The organism is Ruegeria sp. A4 (genome assembly GCF_056543025.1).
The window spans coordinates 80,665-104,026 of the sequence record NZ_JBQGAW010000001.1 but is presented as its reverse complement, the minus strand read 5'-3'; the positions used below and the strand labels follow the sequence as shown (position 1 = coordinate 104,026).

At 58.1% G+C, this 23,362-nt stretch carries 17 protein-coding genes; 8 read left to right on the top strand and 9 right to left on the bottom strand.

Going from position 1 to position 23,362, the window contains the following annotated elements:
• Nucleotides 1-39 precede the first annotated feature (39 nt).
• From ACR0E2_RS00470 to ACR0E2_RS00460, 3 genes are all read left to right on the top strand, one after another.
• Nucleotides 40-711, top strand: a complete 672-nt coding sequence (locus ACR0E2_RS00470) for a GntR family transcriptional regulator (RefSeq protein WP_152457489.1) — start codon at nucleotides 40-42, stop codon at nucleotides 709-711.
• A gap of 253 nt (nucleotides 712-964) precedes the next feature.
• A complete protein-coding gene (locus ACR0E2_RS00465) occupies nucleotides 965-1,357 on the top strand; it encodes a hypothetical protein (RefSeq protein WP_171170450.1) in 393 nt (130 codons plus the stop codon).
• A gap of 39 nt (nucleotides 1,358-1,396) precedes the next feature.
• Nucleotides 1,397-5,686, top strand: coding sequence for a thiopeptide-type bacteriocin biosynthesis protein (locus ACR0E2_RS00460; protein WP_480444677.1), 4,290 nt, complete (start codon nucleotides 1,397-1,399; stop codon nucleotides 5,684-5,686).
• A gap of 168 nt (nucleotides 5,687-5,854) precedes the next feature.
• On the opposite strand, the gene ACR0E2_RS00455 is transcribed toward ACR0E2_RS00460, so the two are convergent.
• The 4 genes from ACR0E2_RS00455 to ACR0E2_RS00440 are packed head-to-tail and all read right to left on the bottom strand — an operon-like array spanning nucleotide 5,855 to nucleotide 10,476.
• The gene (locus ACR0E2_RS00455; RefSeq protein ID WP_480444675.1) at nucleotides 5,855-8,077 is read right to left on the bottom strand and encodes a geranylgeranyl reductase family protein; all 2,223 of its coding nucleotides are present in this window, start codon (nucleotides 8,075-8,077) and stop codon (nucleotides 5,855-5,857) included.
• 1 nt (nucleotide 8,078) lies between these two features.
• Complete coding sequence (locus ACR0E2_RS00450) at nucleotides 8,079-9,053, bottom strand: polyprenyl synthetase family protein (RefSeq protein ID WP_480444673.1); 975 nt, start codon at nucleotides 9,051-9,053, stop codon at nucleotides 8,079-8,081.
• On the bottom strand, nucleotides 9,046-9,501 hold the full coding sequence (locus ACR0E2_RS00445; RefSeq protein WP_152457484.1) for a hypothetical protein: 456 nt from the start codon (nucleotides 9,499-9,501) through the stop codon (nucleotides 9,046-9,048). Before ACR0E2_RS00445 ends, ACR0E2_RS00450 begins: the two co-directional genes overlap by 8 nt.
• 30 nt (nucleotides 9,502-9,531) lie before the next feature.
• Nucleotides 9,532-10,476: a S8 family serine peptidase gene (locus ACR0E2_RS00440; RefSeq protein ID WP_171119474.1), complete on the bottom strand. Its 945-nt coding sequence runs from the start codon at nucleotides 10,474-10,476 to the stop codon at nucleotides 9,532-9,534.
• On the opposite strand from ACR0E2_RS00440, the gene ACR0E2_RS00435 reads away from it, so the two are divergent.
• Nucleotides 10,468-10,920: a hypothetical protein gene (locus tag ACR0E2_RS00435; RefSeq protein WP_171119473.1), complete on the top strand. Its 453-nt coding sequence runs from the start codon at nucleotides 10,468-10,470 to the stop codon at nucleotides 10,918-10,920. The genes ACR0E2_RS00440 and ACR0E2_RS00435 overlap by 9 nt on opposite strands.
• 25 nt (nucleotides 10,921-10,945) lie before the next feature.
• On the opposite strand, the gene ACR0E2_RS00430 is transcribed toward ACR0E2_RS00435, so the two are convergent.
• Both ACR0E2_RS00430 and ACR0E2_RS00425 read right to left on the bottom strand, forming a co-directional pair.
• Complete coding sequence (locus ACR0E2_RS00430; RefSeq protein WP_480444670.1) at nucleotides 10,946-15,175, bottom strand: PKD domain-containing protein; 4,230 nt, start codon at nucleotides 15,173-15,175, stop codon at nucleotides 10,946-10,948.
• 48 nt (nucleotides 15,176-15,223) lie between these two features.
• Nucleotides 15,224-15,886: a hypothetical protein gene (locus ACR0E2_RS00425; RefSeq protein WP_480444669.1), complete on the bottom strand. Its 663-nt coding sequence runs from the start codon at nucleotides 15,884-15,886 to the stop codon at nucleotides 15,224-15,226.
• Nucleotides 15,887-16,320: 434 nt separating this feature from the next.
• Here ACR0E2_RS00425 and parE point away from each other — a divergent pair, with 434 nt between their 5' ends.
• From parE to ACR0E2_RS00410, 3 genes are all read left to right on the top strand, one after another.
• Nucleotides 16,321-18,279: a DNA topoisomerase IV subunit B gene (gene parE / locus ACR0E2_RS00420; RefSeq protein WP_171231933.1), complete on the top strand. Its 1,959-nt coding sequence runs from the start codon at nucleotides 16,321-16,323 to the stop codon at nucleotides 18,277-18,279.
• Complete coding sequence (locus ACR0E2_RS00415; RefSeq protein ID WP_480444668.1) at nucleotides 18,276-19,151, top strand: hypothetical protein; 876 nt, start codon at nucleotides 18,276-18,278, stop codon at nucleotides 19,149-19,151. Before parE ends, ACR0E2_RS00415 begins: the two co-directional genes overlap by 4 nt.
• Before the next feature lie 281 nt (nucleotides 19,152-19,432).
• Complete coding sequence (locus tag ACR0E2_RS00410; protein ID WP_480444667.1) at nucleotides 19,433-20,401, top strand: UDP-glucuronic acid decarboxylase family protein; 969 nt, start codon at nucleotides 19,433-19,435, stop codon at nucleotides 20,399-20,401.
• A gap of 83 nt (nucleotides 20,402-20,484) precedes the next feature.
• Here ACR0E2_RS00410 and ACR0E2_RS00405 read toward each other — a convergent pair whose 3' ends face one another.
• Nucleotides 20,485-21,096: a hypothetical protein gene (locus ACR0E2_RS00405; RefSeq protein WP_480444665.1), complete on the bottom strand. Its 612-nt coding sequence runs from the start codon at nucleotides 21,094-21,096 to the stop codon at nucleotides 20,485-20,487.
• A 144-nt stretch (nucleotides 21,097-21,240) separates the two neighbouring features.
• Here ACR0E2_RS00405 and ACR0E2_RS00400 point away from each other — a divergent pair, with 144 nt between their 5' ends.
• Nucleotides 21,241-21,588, top strand: coding sequence for a hypothetical protein (locus ACR0E2_RS00400; protein ID WP_171363114.1), 348 nt, complete (start codon nucleotides 21,241-21,243; stop codon nucleotides 21,586-21,588).
• A gap of 39 nt (nucleotides 21,589-21,627) precedes the next feature.
• On the opposite strand, the gene ACR0E2_RS00395 is transcribed toward ACR0E2_RS00400, so the two are convergent.
• A complete protein-coding gene (locus ACR0E2_RS00395) occupies nucleotides 21,628-22,467 on the bottom strand; it encodes an EamA family transporter (RefSeq protein ID WP_480444663.1) in 840 nt (279 codons plus the stop codon).
• Nucleotides 22,468-22,565: 98 nt separating this feature from the next.
• The gene (locus ACR0E2_RS00390; RefSeq protein ID WP_480444662.1) at nucleotides 22,566-23,336 is read right to left on the bottom strand and encodes an alpha/beta hydrolase; all 771 of its coding nucleotides are present in this window, start codon (nucleotides 23,334-23,336) and stop codon (nucleotides 22,566-22,568) included.
• Between the last annotated feature and the right edge of the window lie 26 nt (nucleotides 23,337-23,362).

Sequence of the window (23,362 nt, the reverse complement as noted above, 5' to 3'; positions counted from 1 at the left end):
GAATACAGAATTCACAAAACACGGAAAGAGAGGCTCCGAGTGGCTCTGAAACAGATAAAAACACAGCGCAGACGGCTGGCGGACGAGGTTTATGATCAGTTGGTCGAAGCCATAATGAGCCGCGAAATCTCTGCCGAAGACCGATTGGTTCAGGAAAAGCTGGCAGCGGAACTGAACATCAGCCGAACCCCGGTTCGCGAAGCCCTTATGCGGCTGGAAACCGAAGGGGTTCTGGAAGTCGCCGCAAGCGGTGGTTTCCGGCTGGCACGCATGGATCAAGCCGAAGTCCGGCAACTGTATCAGGCCCGCGCCGCAATCGAAGGTCAGGCTGCCCGGATTCTTGCGGCCCACGCAGACCCCGCGGTTCTGGAGGGTTTGCGCGAGCTGATTCGTCGTGAGGAAAATCTGACCAACCCTACGACGCGCGACTATTTCATAGCCAATCGGCGCATTCACCGCGCCTTCATGGTTGAAGCGGGAAACAAGTTCCTGCTGGACATGTTCGACATGATCTGGGGCAAGGCCATGGCCTTTCACCTGTTTTCCGCAATCGAAAATGTCGATATCTCACAGTCTCTGGGTGATCATCAGGCGCTTGTCGACGCGATTGAAACCGGAGACGTGACAGAAGCACTGGAAACCTTTACCGCCCATATTCAGGCCGGGTTCGATTTGCAGATCGAGGGGCTGAAAGAAGCGGACAACGGCTGACGCACAGAACCATAGGCAAGGCGGACCGCGCCGGTTCGCCTGCCTGAAACCGGCTCATGCATCGCGGCAATGCCATCAAGGTATCCGCGCGCTGTTCTGACGGCTTCATGACAAAACGGTCATTTTCGTCTATTATAGAAATCTCTCATTACAAAGACCCTCCGATTCCATCGGAGTTGATATTTGAACGACACGTTTTTCCACAGGCGGTCCCAAGTCGACTATTCGACCACCTCAGATTCCGGAGAGAGAAATGAGTGCTGACGAAAACGACAATCGCAAAGAACACGAATACACCGAAAGCGAAAAGACAGATCCGGAATGCCGGTCTGTCGATGACAGGCTGACCGCGATCGAGCAGCGCCTCGACCAGTTGATGCGCGTCATGGAACCAGGCCCGGAAGACAGGCTGGAAACCGTCGAACATCGCGTGGACGCGCTTTTGACATCCATCGAATCCCTGGGCGAGCTGGGTAATCATTCTTCTGATTTCAATCCCACGTCCACCGGTCCTGCCTTCGGCTTCGTTGACGCCGGCAGCGTTGGCGCTCCGACGCGCCGCACGTTCAGTTGGGCCAAGAATTGCTGCAAGAATTGGTGCAGCATCCGTGCCAGCAGCAAAGGGTGCCATCCAAACGCCTGCTGAATGACAAATCCCGTTTGGCGGGGAAAATTGTTTTGTTCCATGTCTATTTCGACAACGCGGATTGATGCGGCAATACAGTCCATTGCAGGGTCGATTGCTGCGGCCCCGATCAGAACTGATGCAATCGGACTGGGAAGCGCCGTCGCCGGAGAGGCGCTGGCATTGCTGGCGGCAGACAAGTTTCTGAAGGATGATCGCGTGCGATCCGCCGCGTCAGGTCGCCTTGCGACCATCTGGGCTTGCGACCGAGACCTGCGCGGAGCCCCTGTTTCTCTGTTCGATGGCCGCGCCGGCCTTGGGTTGCTGGCCTGTCATGCTCTGGACGCCAATCCACACGATCCCGAAGCGCAACTGGCGCTTGACCGTGCCCTGCGTTCGGTTGCGCAACGCCTTCTCGAAGCCCCCTGGATGGGGCACTTCGATCACGTGTCCGGTCTTGCGGGTATATCCGTATTTCTGTGCGAACCGAAATCCCGGACGGCCCGTCTTGGGGGAAAGTCGCTGTGCCTGCGTTTGGCGGCGGAGCTTTGGAGGCACTCGGCACGCACAGAACGGGGGCTTGCGTGGACAGAACCTTTTTCCTCTCCGGAAGACGAGACCGGCCCCCGGAAAACAACGCGGCACCTCGTCAACATGGGGCTGGCGCATGGTTCTCCCGGCGCCGTTCTGGCTCTGGCCCGCCTGGGTCGGCGGCACGCGTTCACGCCGCGACACATCGAAGACCTCAAAGACGCGGTCCTGTTTCTCCTTTCGCACCGGGGCGCATTTTCAGACAGCGGCCTGTCATCCTGCTTTCCCTGCATGTCAGCGCTCAGTCATGCCTGGGAGGTACCGTCACGTCTTGCATGGTGTTATGGCGACCTTGGCATCATATACACCGCGCTCGCGGCGGCGAGGCTGGTGGGGATGGAGGACGAAATACGCGATGTCGCATCGCGGGTTCTGGTATCCTGCGTCGACAGACCTTTTCGTGAGACGGGTATCAATGATGGCGGGCTTTGCCATGGCGATGCCGGAATTGTCGTGATGGCCCTTGCCATTCGATCGCTTTTTCCCAAAGCAGACGTCGATCCTCTGATCGAAAAGCACGCCGAACGGCTTTTGTCCCTCGTTGAACGGGAATTGAGCCCGGACGGGCTCCCCGCGATCGGCGCAGGCTGGAAGACGTTTCAATCGACGGACCTTCTGACCGGGTCGAGCGGCGTTTTGTTGGCACTGATTGCCCTACGGGACGCGGGTTACCTCGGATATCTGAAGTTCATGGGGCTGGATGTTGAACAGAATGTCCACTGCCCGTCCCATACGGAACCGCACAGCTCTCGTCCGTTCCTCGGAATTCGTGTTTGTACGCGTTCACCGCAGCACGATCTTGGTGGAGTCACAAAAAGCACCCGAAAAAAGGATCTGGAAAAGCGTGCTTCAGATTTAATTCGCGATCCGGCCTTTGCCTTGTCGCTGTTCATTGCACGACCCGGTTTCTTTTCGAAGGTCATGCGGGAACTCGAGAAAGGCGAAGACCTCTCCCCCACAGTCCTCGGCACATTGTATCGGTTTGTTTACAGAATGTGTTTTCGCCCGACGCCGTTCGGCGCATTCGCGGCAGTGGGCACGGCAATACCTGTTGCAGGCAAGGACATCGTCACCGTGGCAGACCACCATCTGGATATGGATCTGGACTGTGGGTTTTTGTCTCATATTGCCGCCGGACTCGCCGAAACGCAAAGCACGAGGGTGCGATGCAATCCATCGGCCTGGTGGGAACAGGACGTTCTGCACTGGATAACCAACGGTGATCTCGACGGGCCCTGGAACCAAGAACAGATCATTGCAGCGGCGGATTCCGATCTGGCAGAGTTCATCTTTGATGTCGATTCCGTCCCGATTTCCGATCTGGAAACGGCCCTCAAAGACCGCCCTTTCAAATCTGCCGTGACAATCTCGGATCTCTGTCGGTCCGAGGCTCTGATTCCACAGAAAGACCCAATACTTCTGGGGCATGACGCAACCGCCAGAACCCTGAAGCGGCTGGAAAGAGATATGACCGCCCGTCAAAAGAGAGGCTTGGCGGCGCTCGGGCATGCTCTTGATGCCGCGCGTGAAATCCCTTCGATGATCGCGTTAAAGCAACTGGGGCGAACAGCTGACTCTTTCGCCCCGGGTTGGAGAGGTGATTTTCTGCATGTCGATGCGCATTGCGTCGGCACGTTGGAAACTCCACTGCGCGCGGTGCAGGCACTGACCGACGCATGGAACATTTTGGAAAAGATCGGCTTTCGCGTGCCAAAGCCAAACCGTTTTCTGGAATTTGAACGGCGTTTCCTTGACCGTTACGGTGACCGCGCCGTATTGCTGGGTCAGGCCGTGGATGCCGAAAGCGGGCTAGCATATCTCGGCATGTCGCTGCGAATGGATTTCGTTACAGGTACGGGGTCGTCAAGTGATGCCCCCAGGCAAAACCTTCAGGAATTTCCGCTGGAACCCGATTGGGACGCGCGCAAGTGGGTGCTTTGCGCGCAGGATATCGAGATCCTGCATGCCCGCAACACGGATCAGACCCCTTTCGCCATCCAGGATGGCGTTCTTCTGAGCAAAGTAGGACGCAGTGTCGGGCACAACCCCGTCTGGACGGCCTATCCCGAAGGGATTTTTCCGGGCGGGCCCAAGGCTATTTTCGGCCGTTTCTCAAGGCGAAATCAGTTGATCGCAGACGCATTGATGCAACACAGCCCCACGCGTGAAGAGGATTCGACAATTGTCGAAGCAGACATCCTGTGCGCCACGGACCCCCGGTCATCAAACATCCTCAGACGCGCCAGCCTTTCCCGGTATGTCATCGAGATCCTCGGCGACAGCGGGTTGCCGCCCGAACAGAGGATTCCGCTGCACGATCTGTGGATTCGTCACGATGGCAGCCGGTTCCGGCTGTTCTGGGGCAGCCAAGGCGTCGAGGTCATTCCACAGCTGCATGCTGCGCACCAAAGCCCTCCCGGGGCGCCCGCTGTCTATCTTCTGCTCATCGACATCGCCACGCACATGCGGCAACCGTCGGTGATCTGGTCGTGGCAAGCGCAAAGCAATCGGAACCGGTTGCCTAGGGTCTGTGCTGGAAATGTGGTCCTTGCGCCGCAACGGTGGCGGCTTTGCATCCCGACAGAGGTGGTCAGGTCAGGCAAAGCGGAAATCTGGCTGGAAGCCAACCGAGAAAAACTGGAATTGCCGCGATTTGTGGCCCCCACGGATGAGGCCAGCGACATGGCCACGCCATGGGATCTGGACAACCCCTTTTCCACTGCCAACCTGATCAAGACGCTGAAAAAAGGGCCGCTTTCGATCTGCGAGTACCTTCCGACGCCCAAGGATTGGTGGATCGACTCGCCGCATGGTCGATTGGCCTCTGAACTGGTTTATGCCCCAGCAAAGCCAGTTGATACGCCCTTTGTCGAATACGATGCCAACCCGACCGCATGGCAACCGCTGGGGCACGGCACTGAAGAGGCCGGGTCATGGTTGTATCTGCGGCTTTTCGGGGATGCCATAAAGCTGGAACAGTTCCTGAAACTGCAATCGAACAGGTTGACGCTTTGGCAGAAACGCAACCTGATCGAGAACTGGTTCTTCGTAAGATATGCAGACCCGGAACTTGAACTGCGCCTCCGCATCAAATTTTCAAACGATCATGACAGAGTTCTGAGGAACCGGGTGCTTGTTCACTTGCAGAAAACGGCCGGTGGATTGGTGGACAGGTTTCTTGTTGACGAATACCTGCCTGAAACGGCGCGCTACGGCGGAGAACTGGGGCTTCGCGCATGCGAGAGGATATTCGGCGCCGACTCGATCACTGCGCTTGACGTGCTCAACGATCCGAAGATCGGTCGATCCAGACGATGGATGGCATCAGCCGCCAGTATCGATGCCCTGTTCGAAGATTTGGAACTGCCCACAGGTGTTCGGCTGGCGATCTCCGAGCGCTGTTCGCAAAACTACGGCGGCGGCCCGGCGTCGCGCCGGATTGCGCGTCGCGCTACTGGAAAGGAATGGAAAAGTGCATGCGTTGTTCTGAGTGAACTCGGTGTGGGCAAGGGTATTCAATCGCGGCCATCGCGCTGGAACGCACGTGCCGCCAGGCTTCATCCGGATCTTGGACGCCTTCAGCGAGAAGAACAGGATGGCCGGTTGGGAAACAGCTTGGCCGACGTTCTGGGAAGCCTCGCTCATATGTCCATCAACCGGATCCTTCACTGGGGAACTGCCGCGGAAGAGGCGGTCATCCACGAGGCGCTGTGTCGACATTATCGAACCAAATTGAACCACGGGTGGAAATCGTCCTAGGCGGCACGCTTCAGGCAGCGGGTTGGAACCTGAACCGTCCGCCCGAAACATTGGCCGTCCACAGATACCCCCTGCCCCCGAAGGAAGCACCTGGCGCATGGGGAAAGGCAACGTGGATCACTGCGCTTTTGACCGGCAGCGGGACACCTCGGACCCTGGATCACACTTTTACAGCACGCGGCGTTTTGGGACCTGTCGACTTACCGCGTAACCTGCAAGCGCCGAAAGCGATTTTGCCACGCCGCCCCGTGGCACGGGGCTTAGCGCCGCTATTGCCTGATCGCGGTATTCTTCAGGCAATTTCTGCCTCTTGATATGGCGCGTGGCCGGAGAAAGCTCTGCCAAAAACCGCGCAGGGTCACGGTGACTGAGGAAAGCACGGACTGCCGCGCCCCCCGTTTGCCGCTGGGCTGCCTCGAGAACAGGCACGCTGAACAGGCCGCTCGAGAGGTCTGACGCAAATGGGGTGCTGCCCGGGGGGCGGTCTAGGGCAAGTTCATCCTCGGTCAGCAGGTACGCCAGGCCAAGATTCTCACCATAGTCGCGAAGGGCACCTGACAGATCGTTTTGTTCGGCAAGCATCGCGCCGAGTTCACATGGCAGTCGGAAGAATGCAGCCATGCAGTGCCGCATCTGCGCGATGCGCTTTTCGACAGCCAGATCCGGTTGCCACGCGGTCCGAAGTTCGGACACTCGGCCTTCACAGGCCGAGGCCATGGCGCTCAGGATTGATGGCACCAGATCCGGGCAGTCCCTTGCGCCGACTTCATGCGACTTCGCCAGAAGATAATCACCTGTGAGTATCCCAAGCTTGTCACCCCAGTTCGCCGTGGCGTCGGCTGTTGCTGCCGCCCCCTCGATCCCTCGAATGCCGCTTTGGGCAAGAAACCCCAGATACGCAAGCTCCAGCGCCGTGGCCGCGGCACGACGCCGTTTTGCCTCAACATCACCCAGATAGGACGTCAGCAAAAGCAACAGCGAAGGTCGAAACGCAACCATGTCAGCCCGCTTGCCCGCGAAGGACATGCGCGTCAGAAACGGCCAATCGGTGCGTACGATGTGATTGAGGCGCGCACCCACATCGCGCAGGTCGTCCCCAAGCGGCATCTCGGGCACTCGCACAAGGGGCGATACGTCATCCAACATGGCGCTTTCCACATCACCGCCAGTGCCTTCAGGCACCAAAACGGCGCGGCGCAGCATGTTGTGGACCGGCTTGTCGCTTTCAAACGTATCGTCCAACACGCGCCAGATGAACTCGTATCGGCGGCTTGCGCGGTTCCCGAGCGTGAAGTAACCGGCAAAGCGATCCCCCAACAAAAGCGCATAGTCGTCTGCCGCCACCCAGGGGCCTGCCCCTGTGCGGAGACATCGATCAGTGGTTTGCGCCGCAAGCGCACCGGATTCCAGCGCAAAGCTGATTCCTTCGCCTGTAAACGGGCTGATAAGACCGGCGGCGTCCCCAACCAGCAACAGACCCGAATGGGCGGCGCGTTCCGGTGCGAAATCGAACCTCAGCGGTGCCCCCAAGGTCGTGCCGGACAACTGAATGCCCGAATATTCCGGATAATCCTTGCGGAGCACGTCCAGAAATTGATCGAACAATGTCCTGACGTTGGTGTCAAACGCCCTGCAAAACAGCCCGACACCGACATTTGCAGTTCCCTTCCCCGTTGGGAACGCCCAGCCATAGGACGGCAACAAATACCGGTCTGTAACATCAGTCAACGGCAGCATTATTTCCAGCAGTGGCGGAGTGTCTCCGCAGCCATCGACATAACCGCGAAGCGCGGTGCCATAGCCTTGTTCCGGTGTTTCCCGCAATCCCGCTGCTTTCGCCAATCGAGACGCGGCCCCGTCCGCGGCGATGACCATGTACCCGGTCAGAACCGCCGTCGTGCCATCCTGCATCCGAGCGGTGACACCTGTGACAGTCCCGCTTTCATCCGTTACCAGATCGTCGGCGCGGCATTTTGGCAAGAAAGCCGCTCCTTCCGCGCGGGCCTGACGCAAAAGACAGTCATCCAGTATCAAACGGGGTACAACCAGCCCATAGTCGTCTTCGCCCTCGTATCGAAAATCCCGGTGGCCCCTGTTGCGCATATGGACACGCACACCTTCGACCTCTTGTTGATCTGTAAGCGCGGATAGAATGCCGAGGCGTTTCAGCTGAGAGATACCGGACCGGGTGATTCCGTCTCCACAGCTTTTGTCCCGAGGGAAATCCTCACGGTCGATCAGAATGACCTTTCGACCTCTCCGCGTCAGCTCGATGGCGGCAGCGCTGCCGCCGGGCCCCGCACCGACAATGATGGCGTCCCATGTCTCGGCCGCGGCCTCCGCAGGTGTCGCAAGCGGCAGATCCTCGGCAAAAGGGCCGTAACCGTCCATGTCAGGCCCTCCTTTCGACCGAAAGCCGGGCGAGGTTTGCCAGCGAGGCGCGCAGCACATGATCATCCAGCCCCGAGATGACCTGTACGGCCGCTTCGGATTTGTCCCGCGCCAACTGTTCCGTGGCTTCCACCGCGCCCGAATTGCGAATGATCTCTACAGCGCGCGAAATATCCGCATCCTGCATTTCAGCCAGCCTCAACCTGGCTCGCAATTCATCGGCGGCCTGACCGTTCTGACCCAGGCACAGGAGCACCGGCATCGTATAGGCCCCTTCGCGCAGATCAGAGGCGGACCCCTTTCCAAGTTCCGCGCTGCTTGCAATGTAGTCCAGAACATCGTCGCGCAGTTGAAACGCAAGGCCCAGGCACTTTGAATAGGTGATCAGTGCGTCTCGATCCTGATCACTTACGTCCGCCAACATCGCCCCCAACGATGCGGCGAGAACAAACAGCTCGGCCGTCTTGTCCTCGAGCATTTCAAGATGCTCTTCAATGGTCCAATCGGCGTTGTAGGCGTTTTCGGCTTCGCGCAACTGCCCCAGACACAGCGCAGCGCAGTGTTTGCCAGCCAGCTCAGAGGCCTTTGGGCTGATGGACTCCAACAGGTTTATTGCACGGGCCAGAATGAATGTTCCGGCGAAGCTGGCGATGGGCGAAGACCAGCGACGGTTCACGCTTTCCGCTCCACGCCGAAGTTCGGCCCGGTCCATGACGTCGTCATGATAGAGCGACGCCACATGGATCATTTCGACAGCCGCCGCCGCCTGAATTGCGCGGTTGCGGCCTTCTGTGTCGGTGAGGCTTCGCGCGGTAAGCAGCAGAAGAATTGGCCGCAACCGTTTCCCGCCAGCCCCGATAAGCCAGTGGGCTATCTCTTCGAATCCCGGCTGGTCCGAGGCGACGGCATCCAACATGGATGCTTCAACCTGGGGTATCGTGGCCCGGACCTGTTCGTCTTGCAACCAGTCAGACATCCGCAATCTTGCGGAACTGCGCCAGCGTCTTCTGCAAACGCTTCGACCTGAGCGCCGCTTCGGAGTTCCTGATGAAACTGTCGTAGCCCTCGTGCAATGCTGCGGACTCGGCGCGAACGACAATCTCACCACGGTGGAAAGCGTCCATTACGGTCATCCTGCCTTCGGATATGGCCACAAGTGCTTCCGGTGAAATCGCGCCGACGCCCCGGCCTTTCCCTTTGCGCTTTTGGCTCGGGTTGATGAGAACTTCACCGCTCATCACCGAAACTTCGACCGACCCCATACCAAAAACACCAACCGTTGCACTGGCGCCCTCGTACTGCTTGACCAGTTCAGCATATTCCTTCTTGGCGTCCGCCTTGAAACCCGCCAAAGCATCTTCGGCCAGTTTTTCGACTGCCTTTGCACCCTCTTCCGGCTGCATCCGCTGTTCATAGTCTGCCACGTTCGTATCCTCCGTTCCAAAATATCCAAATCAAACCGAGCCGACCGCCGCCCGAGCATCCACACGCCCGGCGCCCTGCTGCGTGGTCGGTGCGCCGATATCGACGGCGGTGGCCATGAGAACTGCCTTGATGTCAGCCGGCAGAAGTGTCGGGTTTCGCTGCAACATCAGCGCCGCGACCCCGGCGACATGAGGACAGGCCATCGAGGTGCCGCTGGCCTCGAGATGAAGCGGATCTATCACCGTCGCGCCGCCATTCATATCATTGCCGGTCGCCGATCGCGATGCCACGATATCCACGCCGGGGGCGGTGACATCCGGTTTGTCGCGTCCATCCGGCGTTGGTCCAGGACTGGAGAAACCGGCCATGTTGTCGCTGTCATCGCTTGCGCCGACGGTAATCACGCTCTGCGCAATACCCGGACAGCGAATGCGTGTGTCATAGGTGCCGCAACTGTCATTTCCCTCGTTGCCCGCGGCCACCACAAAGGTCACCCCGGCGGTCGAAGCCGCATCAGCGGCGACACATAAAACGCATGTTCCGTCCGGATCGACCCAATTGCCGTTTCTGTGGGAAAAGCCCCAGGAATTGGAAAGAACATCCATCCCGTCCGCGACGGCCTGTTGGATTGCCGCAACGCAGTTGGGAGCGTTCCCGCTGCCAAACTGATCCAGCAGCTTGTAATCGTGGATCACCGCCCCCGTGGCGACACCACGGAACGTCGCGCCATTGCTGGCGACAACACCCGCACAATGCGTACCGTGCCCGTTCAGGTCGCCTAAGCCCTCGCCGGTAAAATCCTGTTGGGTGCCGAAATTTCCGGCAAGTTCGGGATGTGTCTGGTCCACGCCCGTATCCAGAACGGCAACATCCACTTCGGCACCGTTGATCCCGCTGGCTTCCACGACATCGGCATTGATCAGCGGACGACTGTTGTCCAGGTCGACCAGGATCTGGTTTTTGCAATGAGCCATCTTCAGGACATCGGCGCGCCCCGCGATATCCGTAAGGCGCTGATCATCGGCAAGGACAACCAGACTGTGAGTCAGCCAAAACGACCGCTCGACTTCAATCCCCCGCTCTTCAAAGCTTTTGGCGATTTTGCCCACCACGTCTTCACCATGGCGTCGGTGTTGCAAGATCGAACGGCGGCGCTGGCGCCGGTCGAACGCACGGGGCGGGCGATCCGGCGATGCCCTGCCGCTGCGCAGCGAGACCAGCACGCGATGCCGGGGAAGCTGGGCGGTTTCCGCTTGGCCAAGCAGGGCGTTCAGGCGCGCCTCTTTTCGGTTGGCCAAGAGGTCGCGCAAGATAATGCTGTCCATCTTCGAAATGGACTCGCTGCCAAACTCGGCACGAAGCTTCTCGATTTCACGACGTTCCGCTCTTTCGAAGCGATCAACGTGTTCCCGGCTTAACTCGGACATTTCGTGCTCCTTTAGATCATGGTCTTGTGGGGTTTTCAGGAATGGCCTGACGTTTGGTGGAATGGGTGATCATCACCACGGAAGGATCGTTGGCCATTGTCGCGATGGCCCCGGGCGAAAGTTCAACGGCAACACTGTCGATCAGCCACAGTTCGGTAATCCCGACACCGCCCAGGTTTTCCAGAGTGCCGACCAGAGGCCGTGTGCGTCGGCGGAAATACTCTTCGCGTGCCTTCGTTTCGGCGCGCCGGAAAGAGGGCGCATTGCCTTCGGTGTCTGGCGCCAAGCGCAATATGACCTGTACCGAGTGCCCATCATCACCGTCTGTTACGGCCTTCGCCAAATCCGATTGCAGCTGCGTGTCCAGCTTGCCCCAAGCCGCCTCGGACAGGCCGAACGGATGGGGGCTGTTGGTTTCGGTCAAGGTTCTGTCCTCCGTGGTCGTCCTTGCACTGAACATGGCCGGTGCGACGGTACGATCGAAGCGCGGGTTCACGACAATGCCGGGCCCCGGTTCAGGCTCTGCCGAAGGCGTACTGCGCAGGTGTTCCGGCCGGAAACACAGTTCGATCAACGCTGCTTCCTGCGCACGCATGGCGAGGGTCACCATACCGCTTGCCTGAACCTCGATGACCTGTACCCCCTGCTGCTGCGTTCCTGTCTGGGTCGTCAGGACATTGCCCGCCGCATCAAGTGCGATGATCGTTATGGGCTTTCCGCCAGCAAAGCTCAGCTTGAGGCGGGCCCAGTCAGCAACGACCGGCAGATGGGCAAAGACACCGGCGATGGAAAGCAACAGTTTGGGTGTGCCTTGCGGCTGGAACCCGCCAATGATCTGAAGAAGGCTGCCCTTGGTCGGCAGGAACCGCACACCGCCGACGTTCAATACCGGATGGCGGGAAGGCAGTTTCTGGCCGCGAAAATCAATGCAACGTTCACGCGGGGGAATTTCCGGATCGGGCTTCGGCTGCTCCGGACAATGCGGCTGAATCGCGATGAAAGCGCAATCATCAATGTAGCCAAGCGCATCGTTGCGCGGATCATCTCCGCTGAACTCCAGAAATACCGTCACGGCTTCGGCTTCCGCCGTCACGCGGCCCCGCAATTGCCGCCAGGCACCGTCCAGATCGCCGGTCCACCATTCCACCCAGGGCGCCCGCGGATCATCACCACCGCGCGGATCCAACCCCAAAGCATAGCCGCCTGCGTCGCCGGCCTCCTTCGCGAACCAACACGAGAATTCATAGTCCCATCCCGGGTTCGAACCCAGCGATTGCCACAGGCCGACACGAAGGCCGCGCTGTGCGATGACCCGCTGGGACCTGTCACCGGTCCGGACGATGCACCCTTCGCAGTCAAAGGCATCGGCGGGGATCGGGGCCAATTGCGGAACGGGATTTCCCTTTCCGGCGTGAAAGGCTGCCAAGTCGGTCAGCCATGCATAGGGTGTCCAGAACCGACCGACATTGCCCGCTGGAAGCGAACGGAAACCATCTTCGAAACCGGGGTTCAGCAAATGCACGACCCGGACGGTCAGGTCGTCCTGACCAAAGGCGCCATCGTCATCCATGACGGTACAGATGGCCCGGAAGTCACCACACTTTTCATAGATATGCGAGGCGGTCGCCGTGCCTTCGGCTGCCGGTGGTTCGTTCGTTTCCTCGATCAGGGCGGTGCGGGGTTCACTGCAATCGCCGAAATCCCACTTGGCCGTATGCGTGTCGCACCAGCCGGGATCCCGAAAATCGGCGACAAGCGTGATCGGTGTGCAGACATATGCATAAAGGTCAGGGCCAGCTTCGACCTCGGGCGGAACATTGGTAACGGTGACACGCAGGGTGTCGATGGCCTCGCCGCCGTTGACGTCGCGAATACGCACCGTGACGGTGTATTCGCCATTGTCGCACCAGGCATGGGTCACGGTCGACGTGCCTGTCGCCGCAGGAGGAGCATTGGTTTCAGAAATCACGCCGGGTTTGGGCGCGTGGTGATCACCGAAATACCACATGGACTCGTGGGTGTCGGGGTATTCGACATCTCGGAACCGTGCGACCAGAGTGACCTCTTCACCCTCCTGCACCGTCAGATCAGGGCCGGCATCCACTGTCGGCGGCACATTTTCGACGGTAACAAGCGAGAAACTGCGACTGCGCGCTCCGCCCGGCTGGTTGATCGTCAGCGCATGTTTTGCGGTGTAGACACCGCTTGCAGCATAGACATGCTGAATCGAGGGCAAGACCGCGGCCGGTGTTCCGTCACCCGGCAACCACTCGTACCCCGCGTCAGGATGTTCATTCGCAGCCGCAAGCGACATGGCCGATGCGGCCGCACCCGACCGTGCCCCGCCCGAATCCGCCGGGACGACATCCGTGGCTTCGCAACTGCTTATGACAGTGAAGTCTCCGGCAATTTCAAGACCGTCGGTATCAATCACGATGGGGTCCGAGAATACCGCTTCGACCCGCCCGATCCTGGCAAGGTTCTCCGGCCAACCGGTGATACCCGTAACCGTATTCGTAACTTCATCTGACAGGATTTCACTGCCCATGCTTTCGGCAATTCCCCGGACGACAAGGGCCACGATCACAACGACCAATGCGCCCAGAATTCCGAAAGCGCCGAATGACAATATCGCGGCGATTGCCGTCAGCACCCAAAGCAGCACGGATTCTTCGGGATCGACATCGCTGTCGATTTCAAAGTGATCCATTTGCTGTCCACCGGTTGGGCCCAGCGAACCATTCGGCTGCCAGCGCAATCCGACATCATTAAAAAAGTCGGCATCCACATCAATGCTGCCCAGGATCGCGTCTACGACCGTCACCTTGCCCGATATTCTGATCGCCCCCGCCCTGAGGCTGACGTCCAAATCGGTCAGCCGGACTTCGCGCCCGTCAGGTGTAAAGGTCTTTGGAAGGTCGTCATCCGACAATTCGGCTTCGATGCGCGCCGTTTCTATCGAAGCTTCGACCTGGGTCGCGCTGATGGCAATTGCAAAATCCCTGTCAGCAGGAATGAAATTGGCAAGCCCGCCTACGTCACCGCCGCCATCATCGTTCAAGGCGATCGCCAGAAACTCGTTTGTCACGCCGACGGTGATGCTGTCGACTTCAAATTCTTCGTCCGTTGCCTCTGGTCCCCAGATGTAAACGAAATCGCGGGCCTCAAGATCCTGATGAAAAAAGTCGCCGATGAATTCTTCGATCTCGGCCACTGTCGGGGCCGCAATTGAAATCTCGCCCAGCCCACTGGCCAATTCCTGCCCCCGCGACACCAGTTCGCTGGAAATCTGGGCGTCGAGGTCAATCGCGACCAACGGGATCGCCGCCAGTTGATCACGGTTGTCGATGTAATTGTCACCCTCTGGCCCATATTCCGGACCGGCGGGGGTGATCGCGTCCACGGTAACGGTGGCCGCGCTCAAATCCGTTCGGAATTCCGAACCGACCCGACTGAAAGGTGCCGTGATGTTGATCCGCGTTTCGATCCCCATGGGGTCCTGCGGATTGAAAAAAAGCTGCACCGTCGGCCCAACGACAATGTTGAACATACGCAGATAGACCGGCAACGAAATTGTTATGTCACCGCCTGACACGGTGGTTTCAATATCGTGCGCCGCGTCCGAGGCGTCGTTGAAGATTTCCGCATGGACATCAGTCGTCAACGCTCCCAAGGCAAATTGCAGCTCGGTCTCATCGATGACATGGGGGATGGAGGGAAAGGCCGGATCGATCGGTCCGCCGGGTCCACCGTTCTCATAGGCTTTGTCCACGAATTCACTTGCGAACAACTCGATATTGGACGCAATCGGATCGCCGCTGGTCAGCGTGGCGGATACCTGGTTGCGAGGCAGGCCATCCAACAGCCATCCCACATCCTGACGCCCGGGAATTAGACCAATCGGCGCAGCCGCAGCAAGATCGGCCGTCATCGTCAGCATTTGCGCCGATGGAACCGGGGGGTTTTCGATTTCGATCTGGATCAGGACACCAAGTTGAATTTCGGCACCGGTGATGTCCGGGCGCAAGCTGGCGTCCAACTGGTCTTCGGGAATCTGAACCGACCCGTCAGCTACAACAAAACCGCCAAAGGTTTCACCTGCGGGAACATCCATGAATTCGGGAATGCGGCCTTCATCGCCGGGATCATCGTCGCATTCCGCGGACTTCCACGCCCCCCGAATGACCTTTCGCAGGACCTCTTCCGAGGCTTCGACGACAACTTGATATCCTCTTGTATTTGCCATCCTGACGTCCTCGGTGTGACGGCGCGAGGGAATCGCGCCCGGGTGTCTTCAAGCAGTGCCGGTAAAAACGGCGCGGGGCGTGATATTGACCAGCCTACGTTTCCCGGTTCGCACGGCACGATACAGCGCCTCGGTCGCAAAACGCGGTGTCGATGCATCAAGTTGCCGGTAGGCAAGCAACGGAGAGATGATTTTGTGCGCCTTGCCCAGTGCTTCCAGCGGATCGGGAATCTTCGCGGGCTCAGTCAAACTTGGATCGATCCCGGCGACGGATTTGCCCTTGGCTTTGCCGGGAAACCGGCGCGCGATTTCCGATGCCTTGACCCTGGCCACCTTCACTTTGGAGGTGGAGTAGCGCACTTTTCGCATCGGCAAGGACAAGGGAGACAGGTCAGGGCGTTTCGAAATATCATCGACCAGCTTCAACTCGTCGAAAAGTACCACAGCAAGATCGTTTTCCTGCCCTGGGTCAAATTCATGCCCGGACGCGGCGAAGATCTTTTTCCGCAAACTTTTGCGTTCAACGATCTGTTTCTTGGAAAACCGCGCTCTGTCCTCCAGCTCAAGTCGGCCAGACAGGTCCAATTCGAGCCCAAGCTCCTCAAGCGCCAACACGGGGTTAATCAGCGCAGCACGAGCAAGCTCTGGGGTGACATTCAAACGGGCAGCAATATCATGCACTGCTGCTTGAACGTCCTGAAACGTAGCCATAGCAGCCTTCCAATTACGAAATAAACGTAACTCTTGAACGCTTGGAACTGATAGATAGATACTTTGGGAGTCTTACTTCACGATATATTTTTAAAGCGATTCCGTCAATGAGCCGGAGACGCAGCAAGGCTGACTTCAACCCGATCGCGAAACGTTATTTGTCGCGTCGCTGGTTGTATCGGACGGGTTTGTCGCGAGAAATGCAGCCCGGAATACAGGCCCTGACCATCTATCGACAACGACAGTGCGGGACCTTCCCGCGCCACGGCCGGGGGTGGTGGTTTCAAGCAAAACCGTCAATCGTGACGCCGCCACATTGTGCAAACCTCCCGTGGTCCCGCGCCTTCAATCCCTCCACAACACCTCGCGCCCCTCTTCCCCCGGACCACATCACCTGCCATAATGGGGGAAACTCAAAAACAAGAGCAGCACCCATGCCCGACGATCTGTTGACGCCAGAAGCGACCACTACCTATGACGCCTCCTCGATCGAGGTGCTGGAAGGTCTGGAACCGGTCCGCAAGCGACCCGGCATGTATATCGGCGGCACGGATGAACGCGCTTTGCACCATATGGTGGCCGAGATCCTCGACAACTCGATGGACGAGGCAGTGGCAGGCCATGCCAACCGGATCGAGGTGGAACTTCACGCCGATTACGCCCTGACCGTGCGCGACAACGGGCGCGGCATTCCGATCGATCCGCACCCCAAGTTCCCGGACAAATCCGCGCTCGAGGTGATCCTGTGCACGTTGCACGCGGGTGGCAAATTCTCGGGCAAAGCGTATCAGACCTCGGGTGGTCTGCACGGCGTGGGCGCCTCGGTGGTGAATGCGCTTTCGGATTCGATGGTCGTTCAGGTGGCCCGCGACAAGCAACTTTATGAACAACGTTTCTCGCGCGGTGTCCCGTTGGGCCCAGTGGAAAAGGTCGGCGCCGCCCCCAACCGGCGCGGCACCACAGTCACCTTCCACGCTGACGACCAGATCTTTGGCCACCACCGGTTCAAACCCGCCCGCCTGTTCAAATCCATCCGGTCCAAGGCCTACCTGTTTTCGGGCGTCGAAATCCGCTGGAAATCCGCCATCGATGACGGCGAGACGCCCACTGAGGCCACCTTCCACTTCCCGGGCGGGCTGTCGGACTACCTGAAAGAGACGATGAATGGCTCGTCGACCTATGCCGAGCAGCCCTTTGCCGGAACCGTCGATTTTCAGGAGAAATTCGGAACCCCCGGCAAGGTCGAATGGGCGATCAACTGGACGCCCTCGCGCGATGGGTTCATCCAATCCTACTGCAACACCGTCCCCACGCCCGAAGGGGGCACCCATGTGGCCGGGTTCTGGGCCGCGATCCTCAAGGGGATCAAGGCTTATGGCGAGTTGATCAACAACAAGAAAGCCGCCCAGATCACGCGGGAAGACCTGATTGCCGGGGGCTGCGCACTGGTCTCGTGCTTCATCCGCGAACCGGAATTCGTCGGCCAGACCAAAGACCGCCTTGCCACGGTCGAGGCGCAGCGGCTGGTGGAAAACGCGGTGCGCGACCATTTCGACAACTGGCTGGCCGCCGATACGAAATCCGCCGGCGCGATCCTCGACTTCCTGATCCTGCGCGCCGAAGAACGCCTGCGCCGACGGGCCGAGAAGGAAACACAACGCAAGTCCGCCACTAAAAAACTTCGTCTTCCCGGCAAGCTGGTGGACTGTTCCAGTTCAACACGCGAAGGCACCGAACTATTCATCGTCGAGGGCGACTCGGCGGGCGGCTCGGCCAAAATGGGGCGCGACCGCAAAACGCAGGCCCTGCTGCCCTTGCGCGGTAAGATCCTGAACGTGCTGGGCGCGGCCAGTTCGAAACTGGGCACCAATGCCGAGATCAACGACCTGACGCAGGCGCTGGGCGTGGGGCTGGGCAGCAAGTTCAACCTCGACGATCTACGCTACGACAAGGTCATCATCATGACCGACGCGGATGTGGACGGGGCGCATATCGCGTCCTTGCTGATGACGTTCTTCTTCACCCAGATGCGCCCGATGATCGACGCGGGCCACCTGTACCTGGCCTGCCCGCCCCTGTATCGTCTGACCCAAGGCGCCAAACGCGTCTATTGTCTGGACGAGGCCGAGCGCGACGAGTGGCTTGAGAAAGGTCTGGGCGGCAAGGGCAAGATCGACGTTTCGCGTTTCAAAGGTCTGGGCGAGATGGACGCCAAGGACCTGAAAGAAACCACGATGGATCCCAAATCCCGGAAATTGATCCGGGTCACCATCGACGAGGACGAACCCGGCGAAACCGGCGATCTGGTCGAGCGTCTGATGGGTAAGAAGCCCGAACTGCGGTTCCAGTATATTCAGGAGAACGCGCGGTTCGTGGAGGAGTTGGATGTTTGAGGGTAGGAACGTGTTGGCTTTGTGGACAGAAGGCGAACCTTCATAGCAGCCACGTTATCCCCAAGTTTGTTTTTCGTTGGTTAATCAATACCGGTGGAACTCCATTTTTACGGGCCGGAGCTAACCCAAATAAAAGGGTGCAGGATGGCGATAGGCACTACCTGTATTGCTCAGAATGCGAAACAACACTTTCAACGTGGGAGCAAAAAGCTAAAAAGCGACTGTTTGACGCTGCTACTGGAAGTGGTGAAATACCGGCAAAGTATGGCTCTTGGCTTTCTCGCTTTGCCTGCTCTCTAGCCCTACGAACTGTACAATCTCAGTTGTATCGAGGAATCGAAAACAAATATGATCCATCTTCGCTGGATCTTTTGTTTAAAGCCGAGAGAAGCTGGAAACAATTTCTTACCGGCTCGTCCAAGCATCCCGGAGAGTATAGCCAATACTTTCTCCACCTTGGGTATTTTGATGGCTTTAATGACCCATCTTTGCCGTCAAACTGGAATACTTGGGTAAAACGGTCCGTTGAAAGGGACACAATTTACACTCCAAGTGGCAGTTTTCTTGCCACTTACGTTAAGCTAGGTCCAATCATCTTCTTCGGCAAAATACGCGACGACAAGCAGATTTTGGGGAAAAGCTTCGTGCGCTGTTCAGAGGGCGAGTTTCCGCTTCCTGACACCTTGTTGAACTCTGCGACATGGAGTCTGTTTAAAGATAGAGCGTCATCGGCGCAAAAAATCTTGAGTGCTATGTCGGAAAAACAAAAACAACTTGTTGGCAGACAAATCTTTAAAGACCCAGAAAAATTCTTGAACTCAGGCTTGGCGGAAGCATTGCTTCAGGACTTCGAGCAATTTGGCGGAAGTTGACAATCGTAAAATTGGCGCGTGTGCTATCACGTCAACTGTAACGAAATGAGTGAACATCCCTTCTACCTCAAAACTAACCTCGCGCCCGCCTTGGGGGGCGGGTTAGGCGCGTGCTTGATGCCTTGCATCAAGCTTGGCCGGATAGGAAGACGCACCAACACCACACGCGCCCTCAAAAAACCAAAACCTACTGCAATTCAAACGCCTTCGGTTTACAAATCAAACCAAGACCCGGCTTCCCCGTGACATGCTGGCTTGGATTTAACGATTAAGGATTTGCAATGGCCCGCCTTTATGACAGTCGAAAACGTGTTCTCGTAACCGGTGGGGCCGGGTTTCTGGGCTCGCATCTGTGCGACAGGCTTCTGGATCAGGGGCATGAGGTTTTGTGCGTCGACAACCTGTTCACCGGCACCAAGCGCAACATTGACCATCTGCACAACAACCCGCGGTTCGAGTTCATGCGCCATGATGTGACTTTCCCTCTGTTTGTGGAGGTCGACGAGATCTATAACCTCGCCTGTCCTGCCTCGCCCGTGCATTATCAGCACGACCCGGTGCAGACGACCAAGACCAGCGTTCACGGTGCGATCAACATGCTGGGTCTGGCGAAGCGGCTGAAATGCAAGATCTTTCAGGCCTCAACCTCCGAGGTTTATGGCGACCCGACCATCCATCCGCAGACCGAAGATTATTGGGGCAACGTCAACCCGGTTGGCCCGCGATCCTGCTATGATGAGGGCAAGCGCTGCGCCGAGACCTTGTTCTTCGACTATCACCGGCAGATGGGGTTGGAGATCAAGGTCGCCCGCATCTTCAACACCTACGGGCCCAGAATGCACCCGGCAGATGGGCGCGTCGTGTCGAACTTCATCATGCAGGCCCTGACGGGTGATCCGATCACGATCTTTGGCGACGGTACGCAGACCCGGTCTTTCTGTTACGTGGATGATCTGATCGAAGGGTTCATCCGCCTGATGGAGACCGGCCCAGACGTCACCGGCCCGGTCAATCTGGGCAATCCCAACGAATTCTCGATGAACGAGTTGGCCCGCGAAGTGCAGGCCCTTGTGGGGGCCGAGACCCCTGTCAGTTTCAAGGAGTTGCCAGAGGATGACCCGAAGCAGCGCCAGCCCGATATCACACTGGCGCGGACCCTGCTGGGCTGGGAGCCCAAAGTGCAATTGAAAGAAGGGCTGCACGCAACCATCCGGTATTTCCGCGATCTTCAGGCCGAAGGCGAGACCTAGGGCCAAGGCCCGGTTCAAGATCCGGGCACGCCCCCAGCCCCTGTCCTGCCCCGGCGCTTGCGGAACCTTCGCAAGGCATCGCCTTATTCGAAATCTGCCTGATCCAGCAGCGTATAGGTGAACTTGTTGCCAAACGCGGCGCGCCCGGCTTCGCATTTCAGCAGAAACTCGGCAAAGTGACGCTGGTCGGCGAATACCTGGCACCCGGCGGAATAGATCGTATTCGCAGTGTCATCGTCACCGTTGTTTGGCCCCTTGTGCAGATTTATGCCGAACATCCCACTTTGAGGATTAACAAGGTTCAGGTTTCCATCCCTGTTGTTGTCCCGAAACACGGTAACGTTTCCCAGCCTTTGACACAGCGCCTTGTGGCCTCCGGGCCGGCCTCGTTTATGAATATCGATCTTGTAGCAGGACCGATATTGCCCGGGCGCCAGAATGGCCGTCCCATCCGGGTTTATCGGGTTCTTCAGGTAATGATCGCTGGGATCGGCCGTCATCGGGTAATACGCTATATCCCAAACGCCAAGAAACCGGTGGAACACCGTCATGACATCATCGAATTTCTTGGGTGAAACCGGGTGGGCGCGAATGCCCACTATGTTCAGGTTCCAATCGACAGTTGGGGTGTCGAAAACCACAAAACCCTTTTGGGACATGACGTCCATAATCGCTTGCACAGAGGGTCTGAACATCTCTCAATTCTCCTTAAACAATGCGGCCATGTTACCACAGAAGTGACCGACCGTAAAAATCGCCCCCTTGGCTTGTCGCTGCGCGTGTAGGATTTTCGTTGCCTAACCCGTTGATCTCGTTCAAACTTGCTGAAACAAGAAACCATGATTGAGGTCCGGGCGTCCAAACCCTTTTTGATCGACAACCGATTTGCAGGACGAGAGGACGACATGAAAACACTGACCTATGGGCTGGCCTTTGCCATGCTGGCGACCCAGGCCCCGGCGCAACAGACGCTTAGCCTGGCATCTCCGATCCCGGACGGGGCGGAAACACGGTTTTGCTATTACAAGGGGCTGGCTTATTCACCGGATTCCTTCATCGTGATCTTTGGCGACAATACGGTCACTGACACGATCAACACGCGCGAGGAACGCCTGCTGCGATGTGTAAGCAGCGACAAGGGCACCATGCACTGGAAGCCACAAAGCACGTTTCAGGTCGGCCGCTAAGCCAGAAATATCACTGTCGCCCAGGGCTTTTCAGCCGGATCAGACCGCCAATCCGATCAGGGCGACACCCACGGCCATGAGCACCGCGGCACCCAACCGTCGCGCCCAGTTGCCTTCCTTGAGGAATACGAACCCGATCAGTGCGGCAAAGATGACCGAAGTTTCCCGCAGCGCCGAAACCGCGCCCAGCGGTGCAAAATTCTTGGCGTACAGTACCAGACCATAAGCTGTCATCGATACCAGCCCGCCAAGAATGCCGATCATCCACACTTTGGCTGGCAGGTCTTTCAGGGTCGCACGTTTCCGCACCCCGACAAATCCGGCAATGAACAGGTGCAGAAACGCACCCCACGCCCAATAGCTGAGCGTGTTGCCCGACAGCCGAACGCCGATCCCGTCAACGACCGAATAGATCGAAATGCAGAACCCGGTGCCCAGCGCAAACATCAGTGCGCTGCGCCCAACGCCCGAGCGCAGAGCTTTCCAACTGCTCAGCTGGATACCCACGGCAATCAGGACGATACCGGTCCAGGCCTGAAAAGGCAGCACTTCTCCGACCAGGACCATTGCCCAAAGCGAAACCAGCGCCGGGACAATTCCACGGGCGATGGGGTAGACCACGCTCAGATCACCATGCTGATAGGCTTTTCCCAGCATGAAGTAATAACCGAAATGCACAACGGTCGAGAGCAGGATGTAAACAAAGCTCTCTGGGTTTGGCAGCGGCAGAGCCATCACCATGACCGCCGTAGGCAGCACTTGACCCAAAGCGACCAAACCCAGCATGGAAGTTCGATCCGCCGCTGTCTTCACGATAGCATTCCACACCGCGTGCAGCAAAGCAGCCGACAGAATAATAAGGACAACGAACAGGGTCATGTCCGGACCTTTCCCGCAGAGATTTCGCGCCAAAAGGGTCAACTGCCCCATTCAATTGGCGCCATGTCTGCAAAGGGTGGATCGTTGTCAAGCCCGTTTCAGATCACCTGGGTTGTCAGCCATTTCTCGATCTTCGAGGCCGGCCCTTCCCAACCCGGCTCCATGAACAGGAAATGCGCATGATCTTTGACCAGCAAAAAGGTTCCGCGATCCCCATAGCGCGTTGCCAGTGCGCGGCAGGTATCGGGGTTAACAGCCCTGTCTTCGGCACCCGAGACCACCAGAACCGGGCAGTCAACCTTGTCGAAATCAACCTTGATCGCGTGATGGTCATCGAACATCCAAAAGAACATTTCAAACATCACGCGCCCGCTTTCCGCGCCCAATTGATCGAATACAGCGTGCTGCTGCGCCTCATCCATCTCGTTCAAGGCGAATGGGGCCATCAAATCGAACCCGACCCGCATCGGCTGCTTCCAGAATGGGCCGCCTTCCATCAAGGTGCGCGGTACAGCCCGTTCATCATCGGTTTCGGGCAAAGTGCCCCAAGGCGCATTGGGATTGATCAGAACGATGGCACTGGCCAACCCACGAGACGCCACTTGTTGCGCCACCACCCCAGCAATGGCATGCCCCAAAATGACAGGTTTGCGGTCCAGTCCCTGTACAAAATCGGCGATGTCGTTGGTGTAGTCCATGACACTGGTATCGGTCAGACCCGGGTCGGGGTCCGCTTTCGGGTCACCGTCATGGTAACGCAAGGCAGGAACGTGAACCGTCCAACCTCGGTCCCGAAAGAAGGCCGCGTAATCCTGCATGCACCAAGGTCCGGCAAATGCTCCGTGGATAAGAACGATTTCTTTGGTCATCGAAGTCCCCCCTGCGCTGCCTACAG

Coding starts and splice junctions, on each gene's coding strand:
- ACR0E2_RS00410 (WP_480444667.1), top strand. CDS start 19,433: ATGGCCCGCCTTTATGACAGTCGAAAACGTGTTCTCGTAACCGGTGGG.
- ACR0E2_RS00450 (WP_480444673.1), bottom strand. CDS start 9,053: ATGTCTGACTGGTTGCAAGACGAACAGGTCCGGGCCACGATACCCCAG.
- ACR0E2_RS00465 (WP_171170450.1), top strand. CDS start 965: ATGAGTGCTGACGAAAACGACAATCGCAAAGAACACGAATACACCGAA.
- ACR0E2_RS00430 (WP_480444670.1), bottom strand. CDS start 15,175: ATGGCAAATACAAGAGGATATCAAGTTGTCGTCGAAGCCTCGGAAGAG.
- ACR0E2_RS00455 (WP_480444675.1), bottom strand. CDS start 8,077: ATGGACGGTTACGGCCCTTTTGCCGAGGATCTGCCGCTTGCGACACCT.
- ACR0E2_RS00460 (WP_480444677.1), top strand. CDS start 1,397: ATGTCTATTTCGACAACGCGGATTGATGCGGCAATACAGTCCATTGCA.
- ACR0E2_RS00390 (WP_480444662.1), bottom strand. CDS start 23,336: ATGACCAAAGAAATCGTTCTTATCCACGGAGCATTTGCCGGACCTTGG.
- ACR0E2_RS00440 (WP_171119474.1), bottom strand. CDS start 10,476: ATGGCTCATTGCAAAAACCAGATCCTGGTCGACCTGGACAACAGTCGT.
- ACR0E2_RS00395 (WP_480444663.1), bottom strand. CDS start 22,467: ATGACCCTGTTCGTTGTCCTTATTATTCTGTCGGCTGCTTTGCTGCAC.
- ACR0E2_RS00405 (WP_480444665.1), bottom strand. CDS start 21,096: ATGTTCAGACCCTCTGTGCAAGCGATTATGGACGTCATGTCCCAAAAG.
- ACR0E2_RS00425 (WP_480444669.1), bottom strand. CDS start 15,886: ATGGCTACGTTTCAGGACGTTCAAGCAGCAGTGCATGATATTGCTGCC.
- ACR0E2_RS00400 (WP_171363114.1), top strand. CDS start 21,241: ATGATTGAGGTCCGGGCGTCCAAACCCTTTTTGATCGACAACCGATTT.
- ACR0E2_RS00435 (WP_171119473.1), top strand. CDS start 10,468: ATGAGCCATCTTCAGGACATCGGCGCGCCCCGCGATATCCGTAAGGCG.
- parE (WP_171231933.1), top strand. CDS start 16,321: ATGCCCGACGATCTGTTGACGCCAGAAGCGACCACTACCTATGACGCC.